We start from the raw sequence: 16,295 nt of genomic DNA, 5'->3' as shown, positions 1-16,295 counted from the left end.
GCCGAACGGAAGAGCCCCTTGGGTGACGCCTCCGGTACGGCAGAACTCCGGTCACCGCTCCGGCGGCGGATCGCGGACCAGGATCCGGACCGCCCGCGCCGCGTCGACGGCCGCCTCCAGCACCGCCCGGCGTGGTTCGCCCACGGTCAGGAAACGCTCGGCACGCAGCGCGGCCAGTGGCGTCAGTCGCCGGTCCGCGAGAATCGCGTCGACCGTCCGCCGGTCGCCCCCGGCGACCAAGGCGGCCAGTGCCGGCACCTCGGGCAGCAGCAGCCGGACCGCCAGGTCGGCGGCATCGCTTGCCGCCGCCCTGGCCTGGTTGTCCCGGCGACGCGCGAAGCGCTGCTGGGACCATCCACCCGCCGCCGTACGACCCTGCACGTAGTGGGTATCCACCTTGGAAACGGTGAGCCGATCTCCCGTCGCGACGCCGATCGCCACCGCGCCCTTGCGGGCCAGCAGCAGCCCGGTCCGCAGCGGCAGGGCGACCGCGGCCAGAAACCGAGGTAGGTCCGGCACCGGCGGCACACCAGGTGGGGTGTGCAGTTCGGCGGTGGCGCCGTCCGGCGCGGCGAGCAGCAGGCCGTACCCGTGGCTGGTGACGGTGGGCGGGCCGTGCCGGGCGGTGAAGCCGTCGATCCAGCGGGCGACCCGGCCGGGGTCGACCTCGACCCACCGCCCGCCTCCCGCCGCTGGTCGGCTGCTCATCTCACCGACCGTACCGACCCGACACGTCCCGGGCCGAGGCGGGCACCGCTTTCACCCCGGCCGGTATGCGCCGGCCGGGTGATCGGGGGCCGGCCAGGCTCCCGCGATGGACGTTCTCCGACGGCCGGGGGGAGCACCGTATGATCCGGCGATGACGGGGATCTTGCGAGTGGTCGGTTCCGGCTTGGCGGGCGCCACCACCGCCCATCTGTTGACCGAGGCAGGTTGCCCGGTGGAGGTCATCGACGGCGAACCGACCTGGGGTGGCCAGCTCCGGACGGCGAGCGCGAACGGGCTGTTGTACGAGCCGACCGGGGCGCACATCTTCCACACCGCCGACCTCGACGTGTGGCGGCTGGTCACCGGGCTGGTGGAGATGCTGCCCTACCGGCACGAGGTGCGCACCAAGGTGTTCGGCCGGACGCTGAGCTGGCCACCACAACTGTCCGAGCTGCGCGAGCTGGCCGAGTGGCCGGTGATCGCCCGGGAACTGGAGTTGCGGCCGCCACGCCCCCGGACGGACAACTTCGCCACCTGGTGCGTCGACCTGATGGGCGAGACCCTCTACCGCGAGTTCATCGAGGGCTACACCCGCAAGCAGTGGGGCGAGGATCCGCGGAATCTCACGGCGGCCTGGGCGCCCAAGCGGATCGATCTGCGCGACGACGGCTACCGGGCCCTGTTCCGGGATCCATACCAGGGCTGGCCCGCCGGCGGCTATCCGGGACTGATCGACGCGCTGCTGCGGCGGGTGCCGGTGACACTCGGCCAGCGGGTGACCGTTTCGGACTGGGAACAGTTGTGCCAGGGGGCGAGCGGGGTGGTGCTGACCTGCGCCTTGGACGAGTTCTTCGAGGAGTCGCTGGGTCGGCTGCCGTGGCGCGGGGTTTCGCTGCGGACCCGGTACGTGCCCGATGTCGATCACGTGCTGCCCTGCGGCGTGGTGAACACTCCCGGCCTGGAGTACCCGTACACCCGCATGGTCGAGACGAAGTGGATGAGCGGCCAGTCGGTGCCGGGCACCCTGGTCAGCTACGAGTACCCGGGGGCGCCGGTCCGGCACTACCCGGTGGACGACGTGGCCGGGGTGAACCGGAAGCTGCAGCGCCGGTACGAGCAGGAACTGACGCTGCTGCCGGGTCCACCCCGGTACACGCTCGGTCGGTTGGCGACCTACGCCTACCTGGACATGGACCAGGTGATCCGGCAGGCGATGAACACGGTCCGGCAGATCCTCGCCGACCGCGGCGGTGCCTCAACGTGACGGTGCTGAGGTTGGCTGGTCGATGGGGAATCGACCCAACCAGCGCCGCACGGGCAGCATGAGGATCACCCCCGCCACGGCGAGGTGCACGAGGCAGAACGCGATGGCCACCGGCGGGGTGGGCGGGCCGCCGACGAAGACGCTGATGTGCGACGCCCAGTGCAGACGCTCCGGCCGGCCGTTGGACCACGAGTTCGTGTAGTAGAAGGCGAGGTCGTTCAGGCCGGAGAGGACGACAAGCACGGCGGCCAGTCCCGCCTTGAGCACCCGGTCGGTGCCGGCTCCCCCGAGGCGGTAGGCGAACAGCACAGCCAGCACCGTGAACGCGTTCATGAAGATGGTGAACTGGTACAGCTCCGGGAACGCCGCGTCCTGATCGGACGCCTCGGCGTAGGCGAAGATGTGGTTGACGTTCAGGGTGTCCAGCACGCCCATGTAGCCGACGACGAGCACGCCGAGCAACGTGAGCCCCAGCCCTGGTCGCTGCGGAAAACCGGCGATCGCGAGCACGGCCAGCACCAGCGGGCTGGCCTTGAACAGCACCTCCAGCACGCTGTCGATCGTGCGGTCCGGCGGCAGCACCACCATGATCAGCAGAGCGAGTGCCCCACCGAGCAGGGCCGGCAGCAGCCACCAGTGCCGCAATCCGCCGTGCCACCGCGCCGTACCGGGTACGGCCACGGCCGTACCCTCCACCGCGACCTCACCGCCGGGCGCGGCTTTCCCGCCGGCTGCCGCCGTACCCTCGGCCGCGGCCGCACCGTCCGTCGCCGCCCTGCCATCCGTCACGGCTTCTCCACCCAGAACGGGCCGAGCGCGAGGGCATCCAGGTCGGTACGGAGGAAACAGTTGACCGCCTCGGCCGGAGTGCACACGATCGGTTCCTCGTTGTCGTTGAACGAGGTGTTCACCACCATCGGCACGCCGGTCAGCTCGTCGAAGCGGGATATGAGCTGGTGGTATAGCGGATTGTCGGCCGCGGAAACGGTCTGCACGCGGGCGGTCCCGTCCGCGTGGGTGATCGCCGGCACCCGGTCCCGCTGATGTTCCAGCACGTCGAATACGAGCAGCATCACCGGGGAAGGGTAGTCGCTGGCGAAGTACTCGCCGGACCGTTCGGCGAGGCAGGACGGCGCGAACGGGCGGAAGGGTTCCCGGTGCTTGACCTTCTCGTTCAGCCGGTCCTTGGTGTCCGGCCCTCGCGGGTCGGCCAGGATGGACCGGTTACCGAGAGCGCGCGGTCCGCACTCCATCCGCCCCTGGAACCAGCCGACGATCCGACCGGCGGCGAGCGCCTCGGCGGTGGTGTCGGTGATCCGTTCCGGGCGCCGGTACTCGAGCCCGGCATCCGCGAGCGCCTTCTCCATCTCGGCCTCGGTGAACTGGGGGCCGAGGAAGACGTACTCGCCACGCGGCCGGGGGGCACCGGTGTGCTTCACGCTCACCAGCAGGGCAGCGCCCAGGGCCGAGCCGTCGTCGGCCGCGGCCGGCTGAGCGAAGAACTCCTCGAACGGTGTCTCCAGGAGCAGTCGCCCGTTCATCACGCTGTTCAGGGCGACCCCACCCGCGGTCACCAACCGGGTCTCGCCGGTCTCCGCCTGCAACCAGCGGGCGACGTGCAGGCCGGTTTCCTCCAGGGTGTTCTGCAGGGCGTACGCGATGTCGGCGTAATGCTGCTCGACCGGCTCACGGGTCCGGGCGCGGGGCGGACCGAACTGGTCCAGGAAGGCGGCCGACATCTGATGCTTGCCCGTGGCATGGTGGCGGAACCAGCTCAGGTCCAACTCGTAGCGGCCCTCGGGCAGCAGCCGGACCAGCCGGCGCATCTCCTCGACATAGGTTGGCTGTCCGTAGGCAGCCAGGCCCATCACCTTGCCCTCGTCTCGGGAGGGATTGAAGCCGAGGTAACCGGTCACGCAGGCATAGAGCGCGCCGAGCGAGTGCGGGAACTTGATCCGGCGGACGTCGCGGATCGTGTCGCCCACGCCGACGCCCAGGTAGGTCGAGGTGCCGTCACTGCCGATGCCGTCCCAGGTGATGATTGCGGCCCGGTCGAAGGGAGAGAGCAGGTACGCGCTGGCCGCGTGCGAGTGGTGATGGTCGACCAGATGGGTGCGGAACCGGGTCGGGCCGTCGTACCCCAGGGCACCCCGCAGCAGCCGTCCGATGCCGAACGACCGGCGCAGGTGCAGCAGGAGCGCACCGGCCACATGGTAGTCGTCGGGGTGCCGCTGCGCGCCGCCGCTGCGTAGCGTCTCGGTCAGTCCGCTCGCCTTGTCGGTGAAGGTCCCCCCATCGTTGCGGAACACGGCGAGCGTTGCCGGCAGATGCCGGACGAAATGCCGCGCCGCGTGCCGCACCTCGCGGTGGGCCTGCCAGAAGTAGGCGACGTGGTCCACGTCGCCCAGGGTGATGCCGGCCATCTCCAAACAGGCCCGGGCGGCCTGGGCGGGAAACGATCCGTCGTGCTTGGTCCGCGTGAGCCGCTCCTCGTTGACGAACGCGACGATCTCGCCATCCTTCAGCAGTGCCGCCGCAGAATCATGATGCTGACTCAGTCCCAGCACGTACACGTTGCCCCCGTTCCTTCGACCCGACCTGAAGATCACCGAGTCAATATGTCTTATATGGACGCACAATCCCGTCCACTGTGGCCTAGCCGTTGATCGATGATCTCGCTAGTCTAGGTCGCCATTAAGGAAGATCAAAGACCGACGTATCGAGCTTGATCAGAAATGCCACACGGGGGTGTGTCGCTTGCGTCATGAGGTCGCCAAACCCGACATATCTATTAAAAGGCCATCCGCGATCACGGTCGTTGTGCCCTGCCTGAACGAGGCGGAGAACGTCCGCCCGGCGTATCAGGAGATCGTCGCGGAACTGGGTCCGTACGAGTTGCAGGTGCTTTTCGTCGATGACGGAAGCACGGACGCGACGCTGGAACTGATCCGCGCCCTGGCCCATGAGGACCCCCGGGTTTCGTACCTCTCGCTGAGCCGCAACTTCGGTCTGGAGGCGGCCTTCTCGGCGGGCTACCGGTACGCCAGCCACCCGTGGGTCCTGCACCTCGACGCCGACCTCCAGTTCCCACCGGCTGAGGCACACCGCCTGGTGGACCGGGCCGGGCAGGGATTCGACGCGGTCTTCGGACGGCGGGTGGACCGCCGCGACCGGTGGATCCGCCGGGCCGCCTCGTCGCTGCACGACGTCCTGGCACGGCGGCTGCTGGCCATCGAGATTCCGCCCGATGCCACCACGTTCCGGCTGGTACGCACCGATCTCGCCCGCCGGATCGTCGACCTGCGACTCGGCACGCCGTACTTCCTCGCCACCGTGCCCCGGCTTACCAGCGCCTGGACGACGGTTGAGGTCGCGCACCGCCCGCGTACCCGAGGCACCGCCAAGGTGAGCGTGCGCGGGCTGGCGCGACACGCGGTCGAGCTGTATATCTCGTTCACCGAACGGCCGATCCGGTTCGCGAGCATGCTCTGCCTACTCGCCGGGACGGTCACCGCGGTCGCCACGGTCGGCGGTAGAGGTGGCGGGCCGGTGGTCCAGGGTCTCGCGCTTGCCAGCGGTCTGTTCGCCCTCGCGGTGATCGCGCGCTATCTGGTCCATATCGGACGTGGACAACCGGATGTGCCCCAGTTCCTGATCCGGGAGGCCAACCTACCGGTCCGCGCCGAGGATCTGCTCAGTCCGGGCCGGTCAGCGGCCGACCTGGCGATCCCGGAGTCGACCCGATGAGCCGGTCCGGAGCCGACGAGATACGTGAGGGCCGCCCGACACGGAGCCTGGTGGTGCTGGGCGGAGCCGACGGCGCGATCACCACGCTGGAGACGGCACGCCGGATCGGGCTGCATACGATCTGTGTGGACCAGCGCACCGACGTGCCGGCCATCGGACACGCCGACGAGTTCCTGAACGTCAGCACCCGGGATGCGGACCGGCTGACCCGGTTGCTGGCCGATCGCGCGGACGTGGCCGGCGTACTGTCCCCGGCCAGCGACGTCAACCTGCCGACCCAGCGGACCTTGGCCGAGCGACTCGGCCTGCCGTGCGGGGTGTCGAAGGCGGCGTTGCGCGCCTCGGTGGACAAGGGATTCTTCCGGGCCATGTGCGACCGGCTCGGCCTGCCGGGCCCCCGGCACGTCCAGGGTTCCCCCGGCCAGGTCCGCGCGGCCGCCGCCGGGCTACCGTTTCCGGTAATCGTGAAGCCGACGGATTCCAGCGGCGGGCGCGGCATCACGCTGTGCCACGCCGTGGGCGAACTGGCCGAAGCGGTGCGTCGGGCAGCGGCAGCCTCGCCGTCCGGAGTGGTCATCGCCGAGAGCTACCTGGCCGGTACCCACCACAGCGCCGAGGCGGTGGTGCAGGACGGTCGGATCGTGCTGTTCGACCTGGGCAGCCGCGTGATGACCCCACCCCCGCACTTCGTGACGCTCACGCACACCATGCCCGGTGGCTCCCCTGCGGTCGCCGACCAGGTGCGGGCCATGCTGAATCGGGTCTGCCAGGACATGGCGTACCGGTGGGGGTCGCTCAACGTCGACGTGCTGGTCACCCCCGACGACCAGGTGGTGCTCGTCGAGTTGGGCGCCCGGATCGGCGGCAACGGGTCGGCGGAACTGCTCGGGTTGGCTCACGGCGTGGATGTGACCGAGGTGGCCGTGCGGATGGCGGTCGGTGAGCGGCCGCCGCTGGCTCCACGGCACCGCGCGCACGCGGCGTTCTCCGCGCTGTGCGCCGAGCGGGCCGGAAAGCTGGTGGCCATCCACGGGCTTGCCGCGGCGCGCGCGTTGCCCCATGTCATCGACGTGGTGCTGGCCGCCTCCGCCGGCGACCACGTCGAGCCGTACGACCGGGCCGGCGCGAAGGTGGGCTACGTGTTGGTGGCGGCTCCGGACCAGACCCGGCTGCGGGCCACCCTCGATCGGGTCGACGCGCTGGTGCGGCTCGACATCATCGACCCGGCCGAAGCCACCGCCCGGCCGGCCGAAGCCACCGCCCGGCCGGCCCAACCCACCACCGACCCGGCGCGACCCCGCCCGGGACCGGGACCGGAGTCCGCGCGGTGAGTAGTGGACTCGCCGTAGCGGTACGCGAGCTACGCCATGCACTCGCTGCCTGGCGGGCCGACGCGGCCGACGCCGAGCTGATCCGGACGCGGGCGTTGAACGGGATCAACGAGATGCTCTCGTACTGCCGGGCGCGGGTGCCGTACTACCGGGACGGCGACTATCCGGACGAGCCGCTGACGTCCCTGGCGGAGCTGGCTCGGCTGCCGTCGCTTACCAAACCCGAGGTGTTGCGAGCCGGGGTCGACCGGTTCCGCACCCCCGGCCTGGCCCCTGGCCGTTACCACCGGGACGTGACAAGTGGCAGTACCGGCGTCCGGTTGGAGGTCTGGCACGACGTCGACGCGTACGGCTACCACGGCGCCACCGTGCTGCGCCGCTTCCTGCGCTCCGGCTACCGTCCCTGGTGGCGGATCGCCCACATCAAGCCGTATCCCCGTCCGGTGCGGTGGTTCCAACGACTCGGCCTCTTCCCCCGGGTGGTGATACCCGCGGGCCAGCCGGAAGCAGCGCTCGCCCGGCAGGTCCTGGCGACCAGACCCGGACTGATCATGGGATACCCGGTGATGCTCCGGGCGCTGCTGCACACCTTCACGGATGCCGAGCTGACCCGGCTGCGCCGGACGCTGCGGATGGTGATGACCGACTCGGAGTTGCTCACCGACGAGGTCGCCGCGCTGCTGGCCGAGGGATTCGGCGTGCCGGTCTTCGACGAGTACTCGGCGCACGAGGTGCTCACCGTGTCCACCCAGTGCCGGCACGGCGCGTTGCACGTCGACGAGGACCGGGTCTGGCTGGAAATCGTCGACGACCAGGGCCGGCCGGTCCCGCCCGGGACGACCGGCTCCGTCGTGGTCACCCACTACCGGGAACGGGCGATGCCGCTGGTCCGCTACGCGCTCGGCGACCGGGCTCGGCTGTTGCCCGACGGCGACTGTCCCTGCGGTAGCGCGTTCCGACGGATGCGACTCGTCGACGGGCGGGTCAACGACTTCGTGACGCTGCCCGGCGGGCGGCGGGTGTACAGCGCCGTCTTCCTCGGCCTCGCCAAGCAGACACCGGGGCTCGCCGAGTGCATGGTGCGCCAGGACGCGTCCGGGCAGATCACCGTGCATCTCATCCCGGAACCTGGTGGCGACCTCTCCTTCGACCAGGTGGTCACGGCGTTCCAGAACCGATTCGACGAGGAGGTGGCCGCCGGGGTACGGCTTCGGTTCGAGCGGGCCGAGCGGGTCGCGTTGACCGCCGGCGGGAAGGGCCGGTTCGTGGAGTCCGCCTACCGGCCGGACACCGGCCACCATCCAGACACCGGCCACCGACCCGACGCCGGTTAGCCGCGTGACCGGCCACCCCGAAAGCTCACCGGCCCCTGGGCCTGCCGCCCTGCGGGACCAACACCGCCCATTGACGGTGCGTCTCGTGCCCCAGTTGCACCTTCTCCGGGATGCTCGCCTGGCCGCTGAGCAGTCCCTGCCGGCCGGTCTCGATGCACCAGCGCAGATACACCGCCATGTGGTGGAACCACTGGTGCTTGCGTCCCCCCTCGGCCAGGCCGAGCGCGCCCCACGCGCCGAGGATCGGCCGCTCGGCATGGTCCCAGGCCGTGCCGTACGCCAGCAGCCGTCCCGTCCCGTCGCGGTAGGTGAGCCGATGCACGGTGGGTTGGGCCAGCACCGCCCGGGTGACCGCCGGATGGCTCACGCGGCGGCGCAGATACCACCGCCGGTGATGCCGGTCCACGGTACGCGCCTGCAGGTCGAGCAGGTCGGCGACGTCGAGCGGCTCGACCGGATCGCCCCGCCCGGTGAACGAGACCGCCAGGTCCGGATCGGCGTCGAGGCGCCGGATAACCCGACGCAGCGACGCCCGGCGATCCCGGCTCAACCCGGCCAGGTAATCGTCGAAACTGGTGAACCGGTTCCGGAAGACCGCGATCGGCCCGCCCTCGCGGACGATCGCCGGCCAGCGCAGCACCGCCGGCAGGGCCTCGGCCGAGACCTGGCGGAGCAGCACGGCCCGCACCCGGCGTCCGTAGGTCCGGCGAAGCGTGTCGCGCAGGGCTGCCACCGTCTCTCCGAACAGCTCCGGACCGGCAGCGCCGTCCAGCACGATGCCCGGCAGCGAGCCAGAGACGAGACAGTCCACGTCTACCATCCCCGTGGCGGGAATCGCGGTCGACCGGACCCGCGCCCCGACGAACCGGGCGGTGACCAGTCCGCGTACCGTCTGTCCGTCTCGGACGGTCGCGGCGAGCACCGGCGACCGGCGGGCGTTCGTCACGGCCTGGATCACGGACCAGTCCCAGATGGCCGGCAGCCGTTGGCCGGCAACGAATTCCGCCCACTCCGGTGGCTCGGCTGCCCAGGTGTCGTGCAAGGACACGTCCAACGCGGACGTCACGCGTTTCCCCCGTTACGGCGCATGCCGCCCACCGTACCGGTTCCGGGCCGAGCGCCGAGACCGCGATGAACGGTTCCGGCGGACCGCCCCGACCACGCACCGTCGCCGTACTGATGGCCGGCAGGGGTGCCTACCGCGTTGCGCTCTACGGCGCCGGGCTCGGACTGCTCGCGCTGTGGGGGGAGGGCGAGTTCGCCCGCTACGCCTCCGCCATCGGCTCGGTGACCTGGCTGACCCTCCTGGTCGCCAGCGGACCGGAGAAGGCCGCGCTGGCCCTCATTCCCCGCCCCGGCGGACCCCCGCTGGAACGGCTCTTCACGGTCCTGGCCGCGCTGCCGTTCAGCCTCTGCGCCGTGGTCTGGCTGGTGCTCGCCGCCGCCGGCGGTCCGCCCGCCGCCCGGTACGCCGCCGCGGCGGCCGTCACCAGCGGCGTAGGCTGCTGCACCGTCCTGGTCGCGTTGTACCGCCTGCGCGGTCGGCCACTCGCCGACCCCGCCGCCTTTCTCGGCATCGCCGCGGGGTACGCGGCGGCAGTCGGGCTGGCGGTCCGCCCGGGGCTGACCGCCAGCGGAGTGCTCGCGTTGCTGGTCGGGGTGCTGCTCGTCGTCAACATGGCGCTGCTCGGCGGCCTGGCCCGCCAGCGGCCAGCGTCCCGCCGGGTCCGGCCCGCCCGGCCGGCGGGTCTCGCCGCGCTGTGGGCGGCAGCCGTCCTCGGCGTCGGCGAACTGCTCAGCGCCGCCTCGGTGTCGGTGCTGTACGCCGTGTTCGCGGCCACTGGCGACGCCGCGCAGACCAGCCAGTTCTACCTCCTCATCGTGGCCTCCGCCGTGCTCTCCGCGGGCTGGGGGTACCTGCTGCGGATTCGACAGCCTCAGGTGGTCGGCTGGCTCCGCCGTTCGGATGCGGGGGCGGGCTGGCGACTGGCCGGCCGGCTCCTCGGTGCCGTACTGGCTCTTGGCGTGCCGTTAACGGCGGTCCTGGCGATCGCCATCGCATGGGACGTTCCCCGCGGTGTGCTCGGTCCGGCGGCGGTCGTCCTGGAACTCGCCATCTTCGCTACCACCGTGTCGGCCCTGCTCCTCGTGGAGAACATCGACGCCGGCGGTCGCCGGTGGTCCGCGACCGTCGCGCTTATCCAGTTCCTGACCGTCGCGGTGGCTGGCTGGCTGCTCGTACCGACCGCCGGAGCCGTCGGCGGGTTCGTCGCGCTGATCGGTGGCGAGTTGATCAAGGCTGCGGTGCTCCGGGCCATCGTCGTCCGCCGCGCCCGCGCGGCGGCTGTCGAGTCGCACGTCGCTGGGCCGGACACCGCCGGACGAGACGCCACCGTGCCGCCCCTGTGAACCCCCCGAGGAGAGTAGTGATGCGCGTCCTGCCCACCCACATTCCCCTGCTCGCCGTGCTCGGGAACCTGCCGCGGGCCCGGGCGGCCGACCGGCTGCCCGCCGCGCGGGTGGCGCGGATCCAGTCCCGCCTGCTGAGCCAGCTCGTCCGGCACGCGCACGCCCGGGTGCCGTACTACCGGGACACCTGGGATCCCGCCGTCGTGGCGGGGGTCTCCAGCGCGGCCGACCTGACCGGCCTACCAGTGCTCGACCGGGCGACGGTCAACACTCTCGGCACGGCCGGGCTGCTCGCCGACGGTTACACCGCCGCCACCACCCGCGCAGCCCGGACCAGCGGATCCTCCGGCATGCCGGTCACCCTGCACTACTCCGAACGCGAGCTGGGCTACCTACGCGCCACGTATCTGTCGGACCTGCTGGCCTGCGGGCTGCGTCCGCACGACCGGATCGGCTACTTCCGCGTCACCGGGTTCCGCCGGCACCGCCTCGAACGCCTCGGCCTGGCTCGCAATGTCCACGTCGACACCAGCCGCGGTCTCGACGAGCAGGTGACGATGTTCCTCGCCGGCCGTCCCACGTTCCTGCGCGGCTTTCCCAACGCCATCGCGACGCTTGTCGCCGAACTGAAGCGACGCGGCATCACCTACCGTGGGGTGCACTCCGTGGTGTTCGGCGGCGAGTCGTTGGCGGATGCCGCGCGCGCCGAGGTGCTCGACTACTTCGGCGCCACCGGTCACGAGGTGTACGCCTCGGTCGAGGCGTACACGATCGCCCGGAGCTGCCCGCGCGGCTCGCTGCACCTGCGGTCGACCGACGTGGTGGTGGAGGTCGAGCACGACGACGGCACGGTCTCCGTGGCCGACGGCGCGGGCGAGATCCTGGTCACCCGGCTGCGGGCGGACGCGATGCCGCTGGTGCGCTACCGGTTGGGTGACCGCGTGGTGATCGTTCCGAACGACTGCCCGTGCGGGGTACGCCACACCCCGGTGGTACGCGAGATCCAGGGCCGGGTGGAAGACCAGATCCGCACCCGGGATGGCCGGCTCCGCTCCGGGGACTTCTTCGCCAGCCTGCTGCGGCACGTCACCGGGATCCGCCAGTTCCAGTTCGTGCAACGATCGCCCGGCACGGTCGAGGTTCTGCTGGTGCCGACCGCGGCCGAGGACGGGACCGGCCGAGGCGGCCTGGCCGACCGGGCCCGGGCCGCCCTCGGGCCGAGCCTCGGCGAGTTCGAGGTCGCGGTACGCGTCGTCGACCGGATCCCTCCTGAGGCCAACGGCAAGATCAGGCTGGTCAAGAACGTCCGGCCCTGAGCGTCGCCCGGCTGGACCGGCTGCCTCGGCCGCGGCCGGGACCCGGAACCGCGAACGCACCCCTTCAACAACGGTCGATGAAGCCCTACCATCCGGTAACCGAATACTTCTCGGATCCGCCGCGCCCCCGGGGGTTGCCATGCGCACGCCACGCAGAACCGTTCCCGCCCTCATCGCGGTGATCACCGCGACGGCCACCGCGCTCAGCCTCGCCCCACCGGCGCCCGCCGCCCCACCGGCGCCCGTCCAGGAACCGGGCACCACGCAACAACCGACCCGGCAGGCGCCGGCGGCGGTCCACCAACAAGCGACCGCGACGCTCGCCGCCACCACCGGCTTCGCCGCCCACGACTACTGCCTCGGGCAGTGCGCGGACATCCTGCCGCCGGGGCAGAACGGTGACGCCGACCTCGTCGAGATCCTCGCCCACCAGGCCCTCGGCACCCGGCCACGGCACTCCGGCGATCAGCTCGGCAAATACGCGGACCTCGTCTACGGCTACGCCGGGCTGCGCGAGGACCAGATCGACAGGTTCTTCAACGATGCGAGCTTCGGGGTGCCGGCCGGGCAGGCGGAACGGACGTACTCGCCGCGCTCCGACGTCACAATCGTCCGCGACAAGGCCACCGGGATCCCACACGTCACCGGGACCACCCGGAGCGGGACGATGTTCGGGGCCGGCTTCGCCGGGGCCGAGGACCGGCTGTTCACCATGGACCTGCTGCGCCGGGTCGGCAAGGGTCGGCTCACCCCGTTCGCCGGCGGCGCCCCGGGCAACCGGGCCCTCGAACAGAGCGTCTGGCGCACCTCGCCGTACACCGAGGCGGACCTCGCCGCGCAGGTGGAGGCGCTGCGCCGGCAGGGTCCGCGCGGCGAACAGCTCTACGCCGACGTGCAGTCGTACGTCGCCGGGGTAAACGCCTACATCTCCGACTGCATGAACCGGCGTGACTGCCCCGGCGAGTACGTGCTGACCGGCCACCTGGACGCCATCACCAACGCCGGCGGACCCGAGCCGTTCACGATGACCGACCTGATCGCCACCGCCGGGGTGGTCGGCGGCCTGTTCGGCGGCGGCGGTGGCGCCGAGATGCAGTCCGCGCTGGTCCGCATCGCCGCCCGGGCCCGGTACGGACCGGTCGAGGGCGACCGGGTCTGGGCGGCGTTCCGCAACCAGGAGAACCCGGAGGCCGTCCTCACCCTGCACGACGGGCAGAGCTTCCCGTACGGTGCCGGATCGCCGGACGCGCCGAGCGTGGTGCTACCCGACCCAGGCTCGGCCCGGGTGGAACCGGTCTACACCAGCCCCACCGGCTCGGCCGGCAACCCGAACAGCGGCTCGTCCGGCCTGGCCGCCGCGCTGTCCGGGCTGACCATCACCCCCGCGCACCGCGGCATGTCGAACGCGGCGGTCATCTCGGCCGAGCACTCCGCCACCGGGCACCCGATCGCCGTCTTCGGCCCGCAGACGGGCTACTTCGCCCCGCAACTGTTGATGGTCCAGGAACTGCAGGGTCCGGGGATCAGCGCCCGGGGCGCGGCGTTCGCCGGGCTGAACCTCTACGTGCTGCTCGGCCGGGGGCAGGACTACGCGTGGAGCGCCACGTCCGCGAGCCAGGACATCACCGACACGTACGCGGTGCCGCTCTGCACCACCGACGGCAGCGCGCCGACGCTTACCACCAACCGGTACCGGTACCGCGGGCAGTGCCTGGCCATGGAGGAGCTGTCGCACGTCAACGCGTGGAAGCCGACACTGGCCGACAGCACCCCGGCCGGGTCGTACAAGCTCGTCGCCTGGCGCACGGCGCTGGGCCTGGTCGGCTGGCGCGGCCTGGTGGACGGGGCGCCGCACGCCTTCGTGCGGTTGCGCTCCACCTACCGGCACGAGGCGGACTCGGCGATCGGCTTCCAGATGTTCAACGACCCCGCCGCGATGGGTGACGCGGCGGCGTTCACCGCCGCGGCCGGGGCGGTCGGCTTCGCCTTCAACTGGTTCTATGTCAACTCGGCCCAGGCGGCGTACGTCAACTCCGGGCTCAACCCGGTGCGCCGGCCGGGCGCCAACCCCAATCTGCCGATGAAGGCCGAGCCGGCGTACGAGTGGCAGGGGTACGACCCGACCACGAACACCGCCGACTACCTGCCGCTGGCCAGCCATCCCCAGTCGGTCGACCAGGACTACTACGTGAGTTGGAACAACAAGCAGGCCAAGGACTTCGGCGCCGCCGACGGCAACTTCAGCTTCGGTACAGTGCACCGGGGTGACCTGCTGGACGCCCCGATCCGGGCGGAGCTGGCGGCGGGCCGTACCTTCGACCGGGCCTCGCTGACCGCGCTTGTCGAGCGGGCCGGGCTGACCGACCTGCGGGGCGTCTCGGTTCTCGACGACCTGCTGCGGGTGCTCACCAGCCAGGCCGTCACCGATCCGACCCTGGCCGACGCGGTGGCGAAGCTGACCGCGTGGCGGCAGGCCGGCGCGCTGCGGGTGGAGACCGTCAAGGGATCCCGGACCTACCAGCACGCTGAGGCCATCCGGATTTTCGACGCCTGGTGGCCGCTGGCCGTCCAGGGCGCCTTCCGCGACCAGTTGGGCCCGGACCTGTACCAGGCGCTTGTCGACGCCATGCAGATCAACGAGTCCCCCTCCGGTCACCAGCAGGGCGACCCGTCCACGGTGCCCGGGTCGGCGAGCGAGGCGCAGGCACACAAGGGCTCGTCCTTCCAGTACGGCTGGTGGGGCTACCTCGACGCGGACCTGCGCTCGGTGCTCGGCGAGTCGGTCCCCGGCGGGCTCGGCCGCGGCTACTGCGGCGGCGGATCGCTCGCCTCCTGCCGGACCGTCCTGCTCGACACGCTGCGGGCGGCGGTGGCGGAACCGGCGACGCGGACCTACCCGGGGGACGACGTCTGCGCGGCCGGGGACCAGTGGTGCGCGGACTCGATCGTCCAGTCCCCGCTCGGCGGCATCACCCACGACCCGATCGCCTGGCAGAACCGGCCGACCTACCAGCAGGTGGTCTCCTTCCCGGCGGGTCGCGGCGACGATCTGACAAACGTGGCGGCCGGTCGGCCGGTGAGCGCGTCGAGCAGCCAACTGTTCCTGCCGGCCCGCAACGCGGTGGACGGTGATCCGGGCACCCGGTGGTCCAGCGGCTGGTCGGACAACCAGTCGATCACCGTGGACCTCGGCTCCGTCCGGCCGGTCTCCCGAGCCGTGTTGAGCTGGGAGGCGGCGTACGCGCGGGCGTACCGGATCGAGGTCTCCTCCGACGGCTCGAGCTGGCGGACCGTCTGGTCCACCGCCGCTGGCGATGGCGGCACCGACAACAACCGGTTCGTCCCGACCACGGCCAGGTACGTCCGGATGGTCGGAGTCACCCGGGCGACCGGCTACGGATTCTCGTTGTGGGAGTTCCAGGTGTACGCCCACTGACCCGGAGCGGGGCCGGATGCGATGATCTCCACCATGCGGGAACCGACCCCTGACCTGGCCACTACCGTGCTGACCCGGCTGGGTACGGCGTACGGCGCCGCCCGGGACCCGGGGCGGGCGGTGGCCATGTCGGCGTACATGCGCGACCGGTTCCCGTTTCTCGGCATCGCGGCGCCGGCCCAGCGGCAGTTGAGCCGGGAGGTGCTGGCCGGACTGTCCCGCCCCGACGAGTCGGCGCTTCGGTCGGTCGCGCTCGGTTGCTGGGCGTTGCCCGAACGGGAGTACCAGTACTTCGCCTGCGGATACCTGCGCCGGCACGCCGTGGTCTGCGGTCCCGGTTTCCTCGCCACCGCCCGCACGCTGGTGACCGTCAAGCCGTGGTGGGACACCGTCGACGTGCTGGCGGCCCATCTGGTCGGTCCGTTGGTGCGGCGGCATCCCGAGCTGGTCGCCGAACTCGACTCGTGGATCGTCGACGCCGACCTGTGGTTGGTGCGGACCGCGCTGCTGCACCAACTTGCGGCCAAGGAGGACACCGACGAACGCCGGCTGTTCGGGTACTGCGTCCGCCAGGCCGGCCATCCGGACTTCTTCGTCCGCAAGGCAATCGGCTGGGCGCTACGCGAGTACGCGAAGACCGAACCGGTCCGGGTCCGGCATTTCGTCACCGCGAACCGATCCCGGCTCGCCCCGATGTCGGTCCGGGAGGCTCTCAAGAACGTCGGCTGACGGTCAACGGCGAGCCCACGC

At 71.4% G+C, this 16,295-nt stretch carries 12 protein-coding genes; 8 read left to right on the top strand and 4 right to left on the bottom strand.

From position 1 onward, the window contains the following. Positions 1 to 51: 51 nt before the first annotated feature. Complete coding sequence (locus ACFQUZ_RS19940; RefSeq protein WP_377444277.1) at positions 52 to 708, bottom strand: acVLRF1 family peptidyl-tRNA hydrolase; 657 nt, start codon at positions 706 to 708, stop codon at positions 52 to 54. Positions 709 to 859: 151 nt separating this feature from the next. On the opposite strand from ACFQUZ_RS19940, the gene ACFQUZ_RS19935 reads away from it, so the two are divergent. Then, positions 860 to 1,972, top strand: coding sequence for a UDP-galactopyranose mutase (locus ACFQUZ_RS19935; protein ID WP_377444274.1), 1,113 nt, complete (start codon positions 860 to 862; stop codon positions 1,970 to 1,972). On the opposite strand, the gene ACFQUZ_RS19930 is transcribed toward ACFQUZ_RS19935, so the two are convergent. Together ACFQUZ_RS19930 and ACFQUZ_RS19925 are read right to left on the bottom strand one after the other, a co-directional pair. Then, the gene (locus tag ACFQUZ_RS19930) at positions 1,964 to 2,761 is read right to left on the bottom strand and encodes a hypothetical protein (RefSeq protein WP_377444271.1); all 798 of its coding nucleotides are present in this window, start codon (positions 2,759 to 2,761) and stop codon (positions 1,964 to 1,966) included. The genes ACFQUZ_RS19935 and ACFQUZ_RS19930 overlap by 9 nt on opposite strands. Then, complete coding sequence (locus ACFQUZ_RS19925; protein WP_377444269.1) at positions 2,758 to 4,581, bottom strand: carbamoyltransferase; 1,824 nt, start codon at positions 4,579 to 4,581, stop codon at positions 2,758 to 2,760. The genes ACFQUZ_RS19930 and ACFQUZ_RS19925 overlap by 4 nt, the downstream gene beginning before the upstream one ends. 148 nt (positions 4,582 to 4,729) lie before the next feature. Between ACFQUZ_RS19925 and ACFQUZ_RS19920 the strand changes: the two genes are divergently transcribed. The 3 genes from ACFQUZ_RS19920 to ACFQUZ_RS19910 are packed head-to-tail and all read left to right on the top strand — an operon-like array spanning position 4,730 to position 8,384. Next, on the top strand, positions 4,730 to 5,719 hold the full coding sequence (locus tag ACFQUZ_RS19920; protein WP_377444266.1) for a glycosyltransferase family 2 protein: 990 nt from the start codon (positions 4,730 to 4,732) through the stop codon (positions 5,717 to 5,719). Then, complete coding sequence (locus ACFQUZ_RS19915) at positions 5,716 to 7,050, top strand: ATP-grasp domain-containing protein (RefSeq protein WP_377444263.1); 1,335 nt, start codon at positions 5,716 to 5,718, stop codon at positions 7,048 to 7,050. Before ACFQUZ_RS19920 ends, ACFQUZ_RS19915 begins: the two co-directional genes overlap by 4 nt. Beyond that, on the top strand, positions 7,047 to 8,384 hold the full coding sequence (locus ACFQUZ_RS19910) for a phenylacetate--CoA ligase family protein (protein ID WP_377444260.1): 1,338 nt from the start codon (positions 7,047 to 7,049) through the stop codon (positions 8,382 to 8,384). Before ACFQUZ_RS19915 ends, ACFQUZ_RS19910 begins: the two co-directional genes overlap by 4 nt. A gap of 25 nt (positions 8,385 to 8,409) precedes the next feature. On the opposite strand, the gene ACFQUZ_RS19905 is transcribed toward ACFQUZ_RS19910, so the two are convergent. Continuing rightward, a complete protein-coding gene (locus tag ACFQUZ_RS19905; RefSeq protein ID WP_377444258.1) occupies positions 8,410 to 9,450 on the bottom strand; it encodes a hypothetical protein in 1,041 nt (346 codons plus the stop codon). 113 nt (positions 9,451 to 9,563) lie between these two features. Between ACFQUZ_RS19905 and ACFQUZ_RS19900 the strand changes: the two genes are divergently transcribed. The 4 genes from ACFQUZ_RS19900 (at position 9,564) to ACFQUZ_RS19885 (ending at position 16,274) form a co-directional block, all read left to right on the top strand. Next, a complete protein-coding gene (locus tag ACFQUZ_RS19900; protein ID WP_377444255.1) occupies positions 9,564 to 10,793 on the top strand; it encodes a hypothetical protein in 1,230 nt (409 codons plus the stop codon). Positions 10,794 to 10,813: 20 nt separating this feature from the next. Continuing rightward, positions 10,814 to 12,109, top strand: coding sequence for a phenylacetate--CoA ligase family protein (locus ACFQUZ_RS19895; RefSeq protein WP_377444252.1), 1,296 nt, complete (start codon positions 10,814 to 10,816; stop codon positions 12,107 to 12,109). A gap of 139 nt (positions 12,110 to 12,248) precedes the next feature. Next, positions 12,249 to 15,545, top strand: a complete 3,297-nt coding sequence (locus tag ACFQUZ_RS19890) for a penicillin acylase family protein (RefSeq protein WP_377444250.1) — start codon at positions 12,249 to 12,251, stop codon at positions 15,543 to 15,545. A 33-nt stretch (positions 15,546 to 15,578) separates the two neighbouring features. Next, positions 15,579 to 16,274 carry a DNA alkylation repair protein gene (locus ACFQUZ_RS19885; RefSeq protein WP_377444247.1) on the top strand — a complete coding sequence of 232 codons (696 nt, stop codon included), beginning with the start codon at positions 15,579 to 15,581 and terminating at the stop codon, positions 16,272 to 16,274. Positions 16,275 to 16,295 lie beyond the last annotated feature (21 nt).

This window comes from Plantactinospora sp. GCM10030261 (genome assembly GCF_042666615.1).
Classification (GTDB): Bacteria; Actinomycetota; Actinomycetes; order Mycobacteriales; family Micromonosporaceae; genus KBS50.
This window is presented reverse-complemented; position numbering and strand designations above follow the sequence as displayed.